Here is a 14680-nt window from a genome sequence, read left to right as displayed (position 1 = left end):
TGACCGGTTAAAGCCAGCCCTTCCAGCGGAAAAAGATGAACGGAATGATGGCCGAGATGAGCATGACGAAGACCGCGAGTGGATACCCATAGGTCCACTGCAACTCCGGCATGACATTAAAGTTCATTCCATAAATGGATGCCACGAGGGTCGGGGGTAAAAAAACGACCGACGCGATGGAGAAAATCTTGATGATGGCGTTCTGTTCGACATTGATGATGCCCAGCGACGCGTCCAGCAGGAAGGTGAGATTTCCTGAAATAAACGAGGCATGCTCGGACAGGGACTGGATATCGCGCCCGATGGAGCGACCCATTTCCTTGGCTTCCTTGTCTTGCTGAACATTGGGTGTTGCCTGCAAAAAGGACTGAAGGCGGGCAAGCGACGCGAGGCTATCGCGCACCTTCGATATCAGACGGTGATAGGCAGAGATGTCGGCCAGCTTGTCTTCCAGATATCGCGGCGCCTTGCGCTTGCTGCGTGCCTTGTCACCAAAAATGCCTGCGGCGACGTCGTCGATGCGGACAACGGAATTTTCGAGAATTTCGGCGGTACGATCAACGATGGTTTCGAGAAGCTTCAACAACAATGCGGTGCCGCTGCGCATATCGTGCGGCACGCGGGTGATGGCTGCGATAAAGAGGTTGAAGGATTTCGGTTCAGCATAGCGGATGGTCACGAGCCGTTTGCCAGCCAGAATGAAGGCGACGTCGGTCAGGCGCGGATCTTTCGAATCCGCGTTCCAGACCAGCGAACCGGTCATGAAAACATTGCCCTCTTCCATAAAAAGGCGGCTCGAAGGCTCGATGTCCTTCAAATCCTCGCGCGTGGGAAGCTCAACGCCCAGCAGCTTTTCGACCTTGATTTCTTCATCCCGTGTCGGGTTCACAAGATCGATCCAGACAATATCATCCGAAATCTGCGTGACCTTCTGGTCCGCCGACAGGCTGATTGCCTCGCAATTCGAGCGATAGGCTTTGATCAATCAGTTTCTCCGGTCAGCACATCGACAAGGGTCGATACGCTGCTCTAACACATCATGTGTGGCTTCCGCAAACGCCCGGGATGGACGAGGGATCAAACGGCGCAGGGCTATGCTCTCAATGGCCTCAATAATCAAGGGGTAAAATTTGGGCACGGTCGATTCGTCACAAGGTTGAGGCGAAGTTATGATGACTTGAAAGCGGATCAAATGTTCAGACAAGACACGAAATCCACTCATAAAATTTATCAACTTCAACAGCTTAACCATTGAACTGTTAAAGAGCAGATGCCGACGGTAGTTAAGATACGGGAAATTTCTTCGCTTTCTCTAAGCGGGCGCGAACTGTCAAGCGGTGCGAAAGCCCGAGTGCTATGCACCCGGCGCATCGATAAATTCTAATCAAATACGATTTTCGGTGCAGTTTTTTGCTTCCCGGCACCGATTTCCGCCCAGACTTTCTGCGCAATATCCCTGTAGATTTGAGCCTGCGGGCCCTCCGGCTCCGCCATCACGACCGGGGTTCCGGCATCCGACAATTCACGGATGGAGATCGTCAGCGGCACCTCCCCCAGAAATGGAACGCCGATACGTTCTGCTTCTGCGCGCGCGCCACCGTGACCGAAAATATCGTAGCGGGTGCCGGTATCAGGCGCGATGAAATAGCTCATGTTTTCGATCACCCCCAGAAGCGGCACCTCGACCTTGCGGAACATGGTGATGCCCTTGCGCGCATCGATGAGTGCCAGGTCCTGAGGGGTTGATACGATGACAGCGCCTGCAAGCGGAACCTGCTGGGCGATGGTCAATTGCGCGTCGCCCGTGCCGGGTGGCATATCCAGCACCAGAATGTCCAGATCGCCCCAGGCGACTTCCCGCAGCATCTGCATCAAGGCGGACTGTACCATCGGTCCGCGCCAGATCATGGCCGCTTCCTCATCTACCAGAAACCCCATGGACATGACCTTGAGGCCATAATTCTCCATCGGCATGATGACGCGGCCCTCACCCTGCTGCGGGCGACCGGATATCTTCAGCAAGCGTGGAATGGATGGCCCATAGATGTCGGCGTCGAGAATACCCACGCGCAGACCCAGCGATTGTAAGCCGAGAGCAAGATTGACGGCGGTGGTGGACTTGCCAACGCCACCTTTGCCGGATGCGACAGCGATGATCGCGCCAATGCCCGGTACGCCGGTCTTGGGGCGTGGCTGCGGGGGTGCTTTTGGCTGAGACGGCGCCGGCTGTGGTGAGGGGCTTGTGCCCGGTTTGCGATCCGCCGTGAGGGTCACCATCGCAGCCTTGATGCCGGAGACACCGGCCGCTGCCTTTTCCGCAGCAAGCCGCAAGGGTTCCATCGAATCGGCCTGCTCAGCCGGAACCGTGATGGAAAAATAAGCCTTGGCGTCCGCAATGAATATTTCCGACACCATGCCAAGCGCAACGATGCTTTGATCGCCGCCCGGATACGCTACGCTTTCCAGTGCCTGCTCGATCTGTTTCTTGTCGACCTGTGTCATGTCACTATCCATTGTCCCATCCGCCGGTCTTCAATAACCAAGCGGATGAGTTTCGCCAACGATAAAGCGTGACCATACGGTCAATCGTCAGTTTTCGTCGCCGGTGTCGATTTTTTCAGGATCGAAAATGCTGCCGTCGAAAAAAGCATCTGGCCCAAGAACAAGGCCGGAGCGGGACGCCCCGACATGCACCGGCGCTTTCAATGTTCCCTCGACCTTCAGATTGGCTGTCGGAACCGGTGCGAAAATCGGTCGCATGGCCTTGCGGAAAATATCGGGGCGAAAGGCTTGGCTTGCTGCCTCGTAGATTTTCGCGTCGTCGGCAAACTCCGGCGGGCAATCTTTCCATCGCAACATCTGGCTGAAGAACCACAGTGCCTGACTTTGCCAGGGAAAGTTGGCAGCTTTGCCGCTGGTGGAAAAGAAGCTGCTGCATTCCAGCATCCGGGCGGGTGAATGCGAGATATAGCCGGTCAGTGCCGGCAATATGAGATCGCGATCCATGTCGAGGTAATCCGCCGCTGAAAGAATATCGGAAAGCTCTTCGTAATTGGCGCTGCTGGCGCACCATTCACCCGCTCGATACAGCGCCCGCAGAAGCGACTCCAGCGTCGCAGGATAAGCCTCTGACCAGTCTTGCGAGACTGCCAAGACCTTTTCAGGTGCATTCTGCCAGATATGTGATTTTGTGGTTACGATGCGAGCGGTCCCTTGTAAGACAGCGGCGCTGCCGTAAGGCTCGGCAACGTAAAAGCCGTCGATCTGTCCATTCTCCAGCAAATCCGGCATATTGGCGGGGAACGTCGGCATAAAGCTGATCTCGCAATCGGCGGGAAGACGTGCGCTCGCCAGCAGATAGCGCAGTTCGAATGCCGATACGGACAAATGATGCTCGACGGCAAAGACCAGCCGGGCAAGATCGGAGGTCTGGCGGGAGAGGGCGACACGAGCCAGCGCCCGCGCGACTGTTGCGGGATCAGGTATTTTCATACCCTCACCGACCAGATCTTTGTGCAAAGACTGAGATACGACCAAAGTCGCGCCGCCAGTGGCCAAAACGAAGGGCGCGATGAGGTCAGCGGGAAGTACAGGAAGACCGAGCGCCGAGGCGACGGGTAAGGATGCCGACAGATGGAGACCGTGAAGAGCACCTCTGTTCCATTCGGCCAGAAGCTCGTCCGTGCTGTTTTTTTTCAGCAATTCAAGGGTCACGCCCTCGTCGGCCGCAAACCCTTTTTCAACAGCAACAACAAGCGTCGCACAATCAACTGTCGGAGAAAATCCAGCTTTGAAGTTCTTCGACGCCGACAAACGAATCTCCTCTGCCGCAAGTAAAAGCGAGAATTGCTTACGTAGCGGAAGATAACAATCGAAAAATGGAAAAAATGACTACTTTATCAAACCGACACGTAAAGCCTTGGCGACCGCTTGGGTGCGATTGACAGTATTGAGCTTCTTGGTTGCACGGTTCAGATAATGGTTGACGGTATGCTCTGATAAGCTGAGGATTTCGGCGATCTCCACACTTGTCTTTCCCGCCGCCGTCCAGTTCAGACAGTCGATTTCACGGTCCGTCAATGTATCGGGAATACGCGCATCGAGACTTCGCACATAAGCGAGACGGCTGAAAACATGGGCGGAGATGAACGCAATCTCGGCCATCTCTGTTGGAGAAAAAGCTGATCGGTTTCCGCTAAAGGATATGGCTCCGCGCTGACCCGTTGCATCTTGAACCGGACACCATATGGAATTGATCATTTCAAAGCGATCAAAGAGTTCAATGATGCTCTTGATGGATGCCTCATCGTGACCGCGAACCACGAACTCCTTGTTGACCCAGAATGGAACGCTGGAATGCTTCAAATTGCGCAGCACATTGCTGCGGGTAAGCAATCCTTCATGATCGTACTGATGCAAAAGCTCTGCAGGCCAGTTGGTTATGATGGTATAATCCGACAATTCCAGCGACGTGTTGGTAGGAAGGTTGACCACCATGAAGGCTCTCATCGAAAAGGATTCAGTGACCCTCTTCAGAAAACGAAAGATGTCGAATTGGGTTTTGAGTTCCGCCACTTCCTGAGCACACTCCGCTACCAAGGGTGCGGGACTGGAAAAATCTGGCTTGGACATCATCCATATTTCTTTGCGATTTAGGCTTCTGTCAGAGTCTATACATGCAATTCCAGCACCAATAAATAACCGTTTAATTTTTTTGCACACAAAAGTTGCCTTTTGCGAACAGTCCGGTCGTGACCTGCAGCCAACGCTCGGCTGGGGAGTGCGACTTAGGAATGGGCGGGTGAAAGGCGTACAGACAGATCGCTGGAAATATTCTTCGCCGCCCCTCTAATGAGGTCCGCCCACCCTTCCAAACACTGCTTGGTGAGGCGGTAGGCCGGCCCGGTCACCGAAATTGCAGCGTGATTTTTTGTGCCAGCCGCATGAACCGGCACCGCGATGCACTGAATGCCGGTCTCATGTTCCTCAAGGTCAAAGCCAAAGCCACGATGTCGGATTTCGGCAACCTGCTTTTTCAACTCGGCAGCGGTCTTGACGGTGCTGGGCGTGAAAGCCCGAAAGATGATAGCATCGATGACGTCATCCAGCTCTTGTTTCGACAAGAGTGAGAGAGCAGCTTTTCCAACACCTGTACAATAGACCGGAGAGACGCGTCCTATCTGCGAGTGCATCCGCACCGCATGCTTTCCATCGATCTTGTCGAGATAGACGATTTCCGCGCCTCGCAGAACGCCAAGATGAACGGATTCCTGAGTTTTCTCATGCAGGAGGCGAAGATGCGGTGCCGCGATGGATCGGAGATCGTTCGTGTTCCAGGCCTGAGCGGCAAAGGTGAGGAGACGCACCCCTGCGCTGTATGTCTGATCTTCGTTCTGCTCCAGCAAGCCTTCCTCCAGCAGGTGCACCAACTGGCGATGGAGCGTGCCGCGTGGTTGGCCGGAAAGGTCCAGAATATCGGTAAAACGAAGCGGCTGAGACGACATGACGACCATTTCCAGAAGCGATATGGCTTTACCAAGCGTTCCCGTGCTGCTGTGACGTATCGTCTTCATATCATTGAGTGCCATGCTAATGTCCGCGTGCGCAGTGGTCGCACTTGACTTTGGGTGGAGGTCGGAGGCAATATTCCGTTAAATGAAACATAGTTCCAAATAATGGAACTTGCAATCCGCATCGGACGTCATGGCGACAGAGTTTCTGGCACAGCTTTCCGAATTTCAGGATCAGGGCGTGCTGATAACCGGTGGTGGTTCAGGCATTGGCGCCTGCCTTGTCACGGCCTTCGCAGCGCGCGGTGCGAAAGTCGCCTTTATCGATATCGATCAGGCAGCGAGCGAGGCGCTTGTCGAGAGACTGTCGGTGACAAGCCTTCATTCCGTCACCTTCGTCAAAGCCGACCTTCGTGACCAGTCACAATTGGCACAGGCGGTGGAAACGGCGGCCAAAGCGTTGGGTGGCATCAAGGTGCTTATCAACAATGCCGCCCGGGACGATCGGCACGATATCGACACCGTTACCAGCGACTATTGGGATGCGAACCATGCGGTTAATCTGAAACCAGTCTTTTTCGTCACGCAAGCGGCGCTTCCCTATCTGCGCTTTGCGCAAGGTGCGTCGATTATCAACTTTTCGTCCATTTCCTATCTGCTGAACATGGGTGAACTGCCCGCTTACGCCACCGCCAAGGCTGGAATCATCGGCCTGACGAAGAGCCTTGCTGGCAGGCTGGGACCTGAAAATATTCGCGTCAACGCCATTTTACCCGGCATGATCGTCACTGAACGACAAAGGGAATTGTGGCTGACTGACGCCTCTATTTCGCAGACCGTCGCGCGCCAGTGCCTCAAGCGCACCCTGATTGCCGATGATCTTGTCGGCCCATGCCTATTTCTGGCCTCATCGGCATCTGCTGCCATGACGGCCCAAACACTGATTATCGATGGAGGTCTTCTCTAATGGCTGATGCCGCATTTGTTGCCGTGGACTGGGGAACGTCGAGCTTCCGGCTCTGGCTTATGAGCAAATCCGGTGAGATACTGGGCGAGCGGCGCAGTGGCGAAGGCATGACCACTGCCATGCGGACCGGCTTTCCCGACGTTCTGGCTTCACATCTTTCTGCCCTTTCCGCACCGTCTGACCTGCCCGTCGTTGTCTGTGGCATGGCGGGTGCTCGCCAGGGCTGGGTCGAGGCAGGTTATGTGGACGTACCCGCTGATCTGGCAGATGTGCTGAAAGGTGCGGTTCGCGTGCCGGGAGAGGCTGCCGACATCCGCATCCTCCCGGGACTGGCGCAACGGTCGCAGGATACGCCAGATGTGATGCGTGGCGAAGAAACCCAGCTTCTCGGTGCGTTATCCGCTGATTACGCGACCGGCGAGCAGCTTGTCTGCATGCCCGGCACCCATTCGAAATGGGTCAGCGTCAGCAATCTGAAGGTCACCGGCTTTTCCACCTACATGACCGGTGAACTGTTCGACGTGATCTCGAAGCACTCCATCCTGTCGCATGCGGTGGAGGGTGCGGAAACCGTCGCTGGTGATCTTCCCGCGTTCCAGGGCGCCGTCGCTGAAAGTTACGAGAACCCGCAAATGGCAACGAACCGGCTGTTTACGGTCCGATCCGGGCAGCTTCTGCATGGACTTTCCGCCACAGATGCAAAAGCGAAACTGTCCGGTACGATGATCGGACTTGAGATTGCGGGCGCTCGTTCGAGTGGGCGCAACGATGCCAAGGTCATCCTGGTCGCATCCGGTGCGCTGGGAGAACTCTACAAGGCGGCTTTTGCCGCATTATCTATCGACTTTGTAACCATCGACGCCGATGACGCCGTTCGCCGTGGGCTTGTGGCAGCTGCCAACGCCATTTGGCAATGAGGAGAATACCTGAAATGCGCATTCCATTCCCAGATATGAAGTACCCACTCATCGCCATCCTTCGCGGCATCCGCCCGGAAGAGACGGAAGCCGTCGTGACAGGCCTTTTGGAAAGTGGCCTGCGGGCTATCGAGATTCCACTCAATTCGCCGGACGCCTTTCGCTCGATCGAAATCGCGACCAAGCTTGCGCCGTCAGATGCCCTCATCGGCGCTGGCACTGTTTTGACCGTGGAGAATGTTGCCAATCTCGATGCGGCGGGCGGCAAACTCATGGTGAGCCCTAACGTGGACGTCGAGGTCATCACCGCCGCGCGCGAAAAAGGCATGGTCACCATGCCAGGCGTTCTGACACCAACCGAGGCACTTCTGGCGCTGAAGGCAGGGGCGACAGGCCTGAAATTCTTCCCCGCCAGCGTTCTTGGGCCATCGGGCATCACTGCCATTCGCGCCATATTGCCAAAAGACACGCTGGTAGCGGCAGTCGGCGGCGTTTCCGACAAGAATTTCAGCGACTATACCAGCATCGGAGTCACTGCATTCGGCCTTGGCACCAGTCTCTACAAACCCGGAATGACGGCTGCAGAGGTGCAGGAACGTGCTGTTCTCACCATAAAGGCGTATGACATAGCGGTGGGAGCATAGACATGGCTGACATTCACCCATTTGCCGGGACGGTGCTGGATCATACCCAGATGCTGCTGGGTGAAGGCCCAAGCTTCGATCCGATCACGGGTAGACTGTGCTGGCTCAACATTCTTGGGAAAGAGCTGCACGAATACGACCCGCAAACCGATACTAAGACGGTTCACGCCCTGCCCTTCATGGCAAGCGTTGTCGCGCGGATCGATGACAAAAGACAGTTGCTGGCATCGGAAGAAGGGCTTTTCATTCGTGACCGGGCAACCGGCGACCTTTTTCTTCATGCGGACTTCGAACCGGGCAAGCCAGGCAACCGCTCAAACGACGGCCGCGTGCACCAGAGCGGCGCGTTGTGGATCGGCACCATGGGCAAGAAGGCGGAAGACAAGGCTGGAAGCATATACCACGTTGCCAAGGGCGTGGTGACGACGCTGTTTGCCGACATCAGCATTTCCAATTCCATCTGCTTTTCACCAGACGGTGCCACCGGATATTATGTCGACACACGGATCAATCAGCTCATGTCGGTGCCGCTTGATCCTGCAACGGGGCTTCCCACAGGCACAAGCACCGTATTGATTGACCGGGCTGGTCAGAAAGGCGGCAGTGACGGCTCTGTCTGCGATGCGGACGGCAATATCTGGAACGCCTGCTGGGGAATGGGTGCAGTGGATCGCTACTCGCCCAAGGGTCTCCATCTGGACCGCTATGAAGTGCCGGCTGCCCAAAGCACCTGCCCTGCGTTTTTTGGCGCATCCGCCAACCGCCTGGCTGTGACATCGGCCTGCGAGGGTCTAGACGCAGAAACGATCAAGGCCAATCCGCTTTATGGGACCACTGTCGATGTTGGAATAGAGGTCAAGGGTGTTTTCGATCAGGCTTATAAAGTCTGATCGAGCCCGTCTCCAAGACTATCCGAAATCGCGGCTCTGCGGAGACAATTCGCGATGGTTCTCCTGAAGATAACGGTGGGTGGTTGCGGCATCCACCGGGCGGCCATAGAAGTAGCCCTGCCCCATTGCACAACCCAGACTGCGAAGTTTCTCTGCCTCGCTTCTGTCTTCTATCCCCTCTGCGACGACCTCAAGATCAAGCCCGTCACACATGGCGACGATGGCCTTTATGATGTGCTCCGAAGGGCGATCCGTGCTGATCCGCGACACGAAGGCCCGATCGATCTTGACCTTGTCGAAGGAGAAGTCACGCAACCTTCCCAGGCTGGACTGACCGGTTCCGAAATCGTCAAGTGAAATACGAACGCCCTCTCGCTTTAGGTCGCTGATGATGCGTTGGGCGGTTTCAGCGGACGTCATGACCGCCGTCTCGGTAATTTCCAGTTCCAACCGCCGAGGATCAAGCCCCACCCGTCGCAAAATGGACAGAATGTTTTCCGCTGTGCCCGGGTCCATCAACTGAGCAGACGATAGATTGAAAGACAGGAACAGTTCGCGCGGCCATGACAGTGCCGCTTCGGCCGCCTTGCGCAGCAGCGTTTCCGAGAGAGCATCGATAAAGCCGCGCTCTTCGGCCAAGGGTACGAAGGTCGCTGGAGAGACGAAGCCGAGATCCGGATCGTTCCAGCGAGCCAAAGCCTCGAAACCGACAGCAATTCCATCGCTCAAACGCACGATCGGCTGGAAGTGCACGTCGACGGAATCGGTGATAATGGCATTTCTAAGCGCCTGTTCCAGTTGCGTGGCGCGCTTCATTTCCTGTGCGATCTCGCGCGAATAGACGGTGATCTGACCGCGCCCCCGCCGTTTGGAGCGGTAAAGCGCCGTCTCGGCACTTTTCAACAAATCCTCGAAATCCTCGCCTGCGAAAGGATAGACGGCAAAGCCGAAGGACGACGACAGCCGGACATTGCGGTCCCCCAGATCATAAGGCGCTGATAGTACATCCTTGATCATCTGCCCCACGCGCTCAGCGCCGACCCGTTCGAAGACCAGCGGCAACACGAATGCAAACTCGTCGCCCTCGTGGCGAGTGACGATGGCACCATCCGGCACACAGGCCTTGAGGCGATGGGCGACCTGACAGAGGATTTCGTCGCCGGCAGCCACGCCGAAAAGATCGTTGATGGGTTTGAAGCCGTCAATGTTGGCGACACCGATTGTGAAAGGTGCGGGATCGCTGGAGCGTTCGGCAGCCAGCATGCGCACCCTGTCACGCAGGCGGTAACGGTTTCCCAGACCCGTGAGCGGATCGCTGTATGCCATGGCCTGCAATTCGTGCTGGCTGACCTGCGGCGCATTGGGGTCTGGCGATTTCATTCGCGCATCCTGGACGATAAATTGTGGGAGAGTACGGATTTCAAAATGAGTCGTTCGTCCAGAATCACTATCGCTGAAGTTCCACAAATAGCCACTGATTTTAGCGTTAGTTGATTTTGCAAATGCTTATTTATCAGTATCAACTCACCATTCCAGAGACTTGCTGAGGCAAATAGCGCTTGAACAAGGCTTCCACCATGTCTGGGCTGACGGGTTTCAGCAACATATCGTCCATGCCCGAATCGATACACGCCTGACGATCCCCATCGAAGGCCAACGATACGACACCGATGATCGGTATGTGGGTACGCTCTGTCACTGTCATCTTGCGCAGTCTTCGCGTTGCTTCAAAGCCATCGAAGTCGGGCAGCGTCGTATCCATCAAGACAAAGGATGGTCTTTCCTGATCAAATGCGCGGATGGCATCCCTGCCTGTGGCAGCAATCTTATAGCTCAGGCCCAGACCCTCGAGGATTTGCGAGAAGACGATCTGGTTGATATTGTTGTCTTCGACCACGAGGACATCAAGCCCGGTTTTTTTGACGATCACAGGCGTTGGGGCAGATGTAATTTCCCAATTGCCATCTGTCGGCGCCCCATTGGCGACCTGACCGCGCATACGGAAATGGCGGGTCATCTGGTCGATGAGCGAGCTTCCCAGCTGGACATCATCGAACGTCATCGTATCGATACCATAGGCATGCGACACATCAAGGCAGGCCATCTCCAGTTGCACATCGACAATCACAAGGTCGATGCGAACATTCGCTGAGGCAGCGAACTCCATGAAGGCTTTTTGCTCCGCCCGGCCCGATGCAACCGCACAATCAACCCCGAGCGCAACAATTTTCTCGTGAGCAACCTCACCGAGCTGGGCATTGGGCGTCACCAGAAGGACGGCTCGGCCTTTCAATATTTGCGATGCCTGATGAAACTCGTCGTCCATGTAGGACGATGGTGTAAAGGTCATATGCTCCAGACCGGGGATGACTCGGCTGCCATCCACGCCGGCCGTTGCAAAGGTTGTCACGTCATCCATGGTGGTGACGAGGAAATAGCGACCGGGCTTGCCGACCCTTTGCTTGCGGGTGATGACAAGGACTTCCTCACCACTCACGCGGGTGACGCGTTCCGGCAGGATACCGGGCAAACCCGTTTCAAGAACGTGGCGATCCATCGCGTCGATGCGGGAGGCCAGCGGATCGGAGTGGATATCAGACACCGTCCGCCCCAGGATGAGGTCGGCAGATGTCTCCATCAGCGTGCAACCAGCCTTGTTAACAGCGACATAGGTGGTGTTAAAATCCTTGACGAAAATCGAAATGGGCAACGTATCCAGAATTTCTTCAGTCAACTGCACACGTTCGATATCGCAGCGCCATTGATCCTCACGCTTCTTCTGTTCAGAAATGTCGGATATGACGCAGATACCCATACCAGATGGCATGCGTCGTTTCATGAGGCGCAGCCAACGGTCACCGGCGGCATGCTCTACGCACTCCGACCGTTCCTTCCAATGAGATGCCAGTCGATCGGCGATCCAGTCTTCCCGCTCGACATCGTGGGGCGACGTTTGCGCATCTGAAACCTTCTGACAATCATACAGGGATGCCAAAAAATCACGAAGGCGGGTTCCGACTGCGATCTTGGTTTCGCACAACGCAAAATAGCTCAGGATTCTACGACTGGCGAAAATGATCTGATCATCGCGATCGTAAATGATGAGGGCAGACGAAATCGCGTCGCAGATCACGTCGAGCATGACAGCGTGAGTGTCTGCTTGAACAGACGCCATCGCACTCATCGTAAAACCTCACACGCACGTCTCAAGGCGAATTATACTTTCAAACGGGCCGGGGGCCGCACCGAAATGGCTGACGATATGGGACATGCGGGCTGGTGGCTTGAAGCAGATTTCCTGGCTATGCGGACGGGACCCTGCTTTCCGTCGCATACCCTTCGGACCGGCCGAAGGGACTTGGTTCTGCACTCATTTCAAGTTGATCCGACTTTAGAAGTTTTACCTTAAGACCCACTTAACGCTGTGCGCTGCGAAAGAATTGGCGGGACAACGGGCACATCTGACGGGCGTGCACCGATTTTCCTTTCACAACCGGCCCGAATCCACGAAAATAGCACCATGTCCATCAAGCAATTGTCAGAAACGCTCATCAACCAGATCGCCGCCGGCGAGGTGATAGAGCGTCCATCCAGCGCCGCGAAGGAACTGATCGAGAATGCCATCGATGCCGGCGCCACGCGCATCGAGATAGCAACGGCTGGCGGCGGCAAGGGTCTTGTCCGCATTTCCGACAATGGATGTGGGATGTCGCCCTCCGATCTGGAGCTGGCAATCCGTAGGCACTGCACGTCCAAAATATCAGCCACGCTGGATGACATTCGTACGCTGGGCTTCCGTGGTGAGGCGCTGCCGTCGATCGGCTCGGTTGCCAAACTGACCATTACCAGCCGCCAGCAGGGCGCGGCGGAGGGCGCGATCATCTCGGTGGCCGGTGGAAAACTGTCGCCTGTCCGGCCCGCCCCCTCCAATACCGGTACGATCGTTGAAGTCCGCGACCTGTTTTTCGCAACGCCAGCACGGCTGAAATTCTTGAAGAGCGAGAAGGCTGAGGCAGGTGCGATCACGGAAATCGTCAAGCGCATGGCCATCGCCTTTCCCCATATCCGCTTCGTGCTATCGGGCACCGACCGTTCGACGCTGGAATTTCCAACGACCGGTGACGACCATCTGGCACGCATGGCACAAATTCTCGGAGCCGATTTCAAGGACAATGCCATCGAGATCGATGCCGAACGAGAGGGCGTTACGCTTTCGGGGTTTGCTGGCGTACCCACCTTTAACCGTGGAAATTCGGCTCATCAATATATGTTCGTGAACGGGCGCCCTGTGCAGGACAAGCTGTTGCTGTCCGCCATCCGCGGCGCCTATGCCGAAACCATACCGCATGGCCGCTACCCGATTGCGGTTCTGTCTTTGCAGCTCGATCCGGCTTTCGTGGACGTCAACGTCCATCCGGCCAAGTCCGATGTTCGTTTTCGTGATCCCGGCCTGGTCCGTGGACTGATCGTCGGCGCTGTGCGCCAGGCGCTGAGCCGCGAGGGCGATCGTGCGTCCACCACCGGTGCGGCGCAGATGATGAATGCCTTTCGTCCCGGCTATAGCCCATCAAATATTCGGCCGTTTGCCTCGCAGGCATGGTCGCCAGCCACTTCGCCCTCCCGACCGCTTGCCGCGCAAGGTGGTGTGGCGCTGCAGGAAACAGACCAGTCCCGCTTTACAGACATCACCATGCCGACGGCGCGAGCGGACCGCTATGACACCCCCGAAAATGCAACGCAGGTGTCGGAGCCAGCGCGCTATCCGCTGGGCGCTGCACGCGCGCAGGTTCACGCCAACTACATCGTGGCGCAAACCGAAGACGGCCTCGTCATCGTCGATCAGCATGCAGCGCATGAGCGGCTGGTCTTCGAGGAAATTCGCAAAGCCCTGCATTCCAAGCGGCCCGCCTCGCAAGTCTTGCTCATTCCAGAAATCATCAATCTGCCGGAGGAGGACTGCGACCGGCTGATGGACCATGCGGGCGAGTTCGATAGCATGGGACTGTCCATCGAGCGATTTGGACCCGGTGCGGTCGCTGTGCGCGAAACCCCTGCCATGCTGGGTGAGGTCAATGTGCAAGGCCTGGTGCGGCAACTGGCCGACGAGATTGCAGAATGGCATACGGCGGGCAGCCTGGCTAACAAACTCGAATATGTCGCGGCCACCATGGCCTGCCATGGGTCGGTGCGCGCGGGCAGACGCATGCGGCCTGAAGAGATGAACGCCCTGCTGAGGCAAATGGAAAACACTCCGGGATCCGGCCAGTGCAACCATGGACGTCCAACCTATATCGAGCTCAAGCTTGCGGATATCGAAAAACTTTTTGGCAGAAGTTGAGATTATGGGCAATTCGCGGGCTGGCATTCCGGTAAAGCCGTCTTTAAAAAGGTAGCATCCACGGAGACGCAGGTATGAACAGATTTGAAGGCGGAAGCCATCGTGAAGCGAAGGTCGAATATCTCGATGGCGATATGCGCATCGTGCAAACCGGCTCCCATGTCGTCTGCGCCATGACCGGTAAACTCATTCCACTGGATGAACTGCGCTACTGGAGCGTTGTGCGACAGGAAGCCTATGCCGATGCCGCTGCATCCTTTGAGGCGGAGAAGCGCGCAGGCGCCCTGCCCAACCAACGGCGAAGCACCTGATTTTACAATTAAAAAATATATTTCTAAAATATAATTAACATTGCGCGCAACCCATCAGGAACTATGCGTATCTCTCCCTGTTAAAGACCCGTGCATCATCAAT

Annotated in this window: 13 protein-coding genes; 6 read left to right on the top strand and 7 right to left on the bottom strand. The window is 56.0% G+C overall.

Translation table 11 applies throughout. The features are described 5' to 3' along the window. Positions 1-7: 7 nt before the first annotated feature. From corA to EKM04_RS09925, 5 genes are all read right to left on the bottom strand, one after another. A complete protein-coding gene (corA, locus tag EKM04_RS09945) occupies positions 8-985 on the bottom strand; it encodes a magnesium/cobalt transporter CorA (protein ID WP_174152202.1) in 978 nt (325 codons plus the stop codon). Between the two features lie 395 nt (positions 986-1380). Further along, the gene (gene apbC / locus EKM04_RS09940) at positions 1381-2502 is read right to left on the bottom strand and encodes an iron-sulfur cluster carrier protein ApbC (RefSeq protein WP_183894204.1); all 1122 of its coding nucleotides are present in this window, start codon (positions 2500-2502) and stop codon (positions 1381-1383) included. Positions 2503-2589: 87 nt separating this feature from the next. After that, positions 2590-3813 carry a CmpA/NrtA family ABC transporter substrate-binding protein gene (locus EKM04_RS09935; protein ID WP_183894202.1) on the bottom strand — a complete coding sequence of 408 codons (1224 nt, stop codon included), beginning with the start codon at positions 3811-3813 and terminating at the stop codon, positions 2590-2592. 78 nt (positions 3814-3891) lie between these two features. Further along, the gene (locus tag EKM04_RS09930) at positions 3892-4632 is read right to left on the bottom strand and encodes a helix-turn-helix transcriptional regulator (RefSeq protein ID WP_183894200.1); all 741 of its coding nucleotides are present in this window, start codon (positions 4630-4632) and stop codon (positions 3892-3894) included. A 155-nt stretch (positions 4633-4787) separates the two neighbouring features. Then, a complete protein-coding gene (locus EKM04_RS09925) occupies positions 4788-5588 on the bottom strand; it encodes an IclR family transcriptional regulator (RefSeq protein ID WP_183894198.1) in 801 nt (266 codons plus the stop codon). Between the two features lie 115 nt (positions 5589-5703). Between EKM04_RS09925 and EKM04_RS09920 the strand changes: the two genes are divergently transcribed. From EKM04_RS09920 to EKM04_RS09905, 4 genes are read left to right on the top strand one after another with little or no spacing between them, the layout of a single operon-like run. Next, positions 5704-6477, top strand: a complete 774-nt coding sequence (locus EKM04_RS09920) for an SDR family NAD(P)-dependent oxidoreductase (protein ID WP_183894467.1) — start codon at positions 5704-5706, stop codon at positions 6475-6477. Continuing rightward, entirely contained in the window at positions 6477-7394 is a 918-nt protein-coding gene (locus EKM04_RS09915) for a 2-dehydro-3-deoxygalactonokinase (RefSeq protein WP_183894196.1), read from the top strand. The genes EKM04_RS09920 and EKM04_RS09915 overlap by 1 nt, the downstream gene beginning before the upstream one ends. 14 nt (positions 7395-7408) lie before the next feature. Then, the gene (locus EKM04_RS09910) at positions 7409-8038 is read left to right on the top strand and encodes a 2-dehydro-3-deoxy-6-phosphogalactonate aldolase (protein WP_183894194.1); all 630 of its coding nucleotides are present in this window, start codon (positions 7409-7411) and stop codon (positions 8036-8038) included. A 2-nt stretch (positions 8039-8040) separates the two neighbouring features. Further along, entirely contained in the window at positions 8041-8928 is an 888-nt protein-coding gene (locus EKM04_RS09905; protein ID WP_183894192.1) for an SMP-30/gluconolactonase/LRE family protein, read from the top strand. 18 nt (positions 8929-8946) lie between these two features. Here EKM04_RS09905 and EKM04_RS09900 read toward each other — a convergent pair whose 3' ends face one another. Next, complete coding sequence (locus tag EKM04_RS09900; protein ID WP_183894190.1) at positions 8947-10308, bottom strand: putative bifunctional diguanylate cyclase/phosphodiesterase; 1362 nt, start codon at positions 10306-10308, stop codon at positions 8947-8949. 139 nt (positions 10309-10447) lie between these two features. Beyond that, on the bottom strand, positions 10448-12103 hold the full coding sequence (locus tag EKM04_RS09895) for a response regulator (protein WP_183894188.1): 1656 nt from the start codon (positions 12101-12103) through the stop codon (positions 10448-10450). 345 nt (positions 12104-12448) lie between these two features. On the opposite strand from EKM04_RS09895, the gene mutL reads away from it, so the two are divergent. Then, entirely contained in the window at positions 12449-14266 is a 1818-nt protein-coding gene (mutL, locus tag EKM04_RS09890) for a DNA mismatch repair endonuclease MutL (RefSeq protein WP_174152191.1), read from the top strand. A gap of 74 nt (positions 14267-14340) precedes the next feature. Beyond that, the gene (locus EKM04_RS09885) at positions 14341-14577 is read left to right on the top strand and encodes a DUF2093 domain-containing protein (RefSeq protein ID WP_174152190.1); all 237 of its coding nucleotides are present in this window, start codon (positions 14341-14343) and stop codon (positions 14575-14577) included. Positions 14578-14680: the final 103 nt, after the last annotated feature.

Origin of the sequence: Rhizobium skierniewicense Ch11, from assembly GCF_023757665.1 — a bacterium.
GTDB lineage: Bacteria > Pseudomonadota > Alphaproteobacteria > Rhizobiales > Rhizobiaceae > Agrobacterium > Agrobacterium skierniewicense.
Note: the sequence above shows the minus strand (reverse complement) of the source record. Positions and strands in the feature narration are given on the sequence as shown.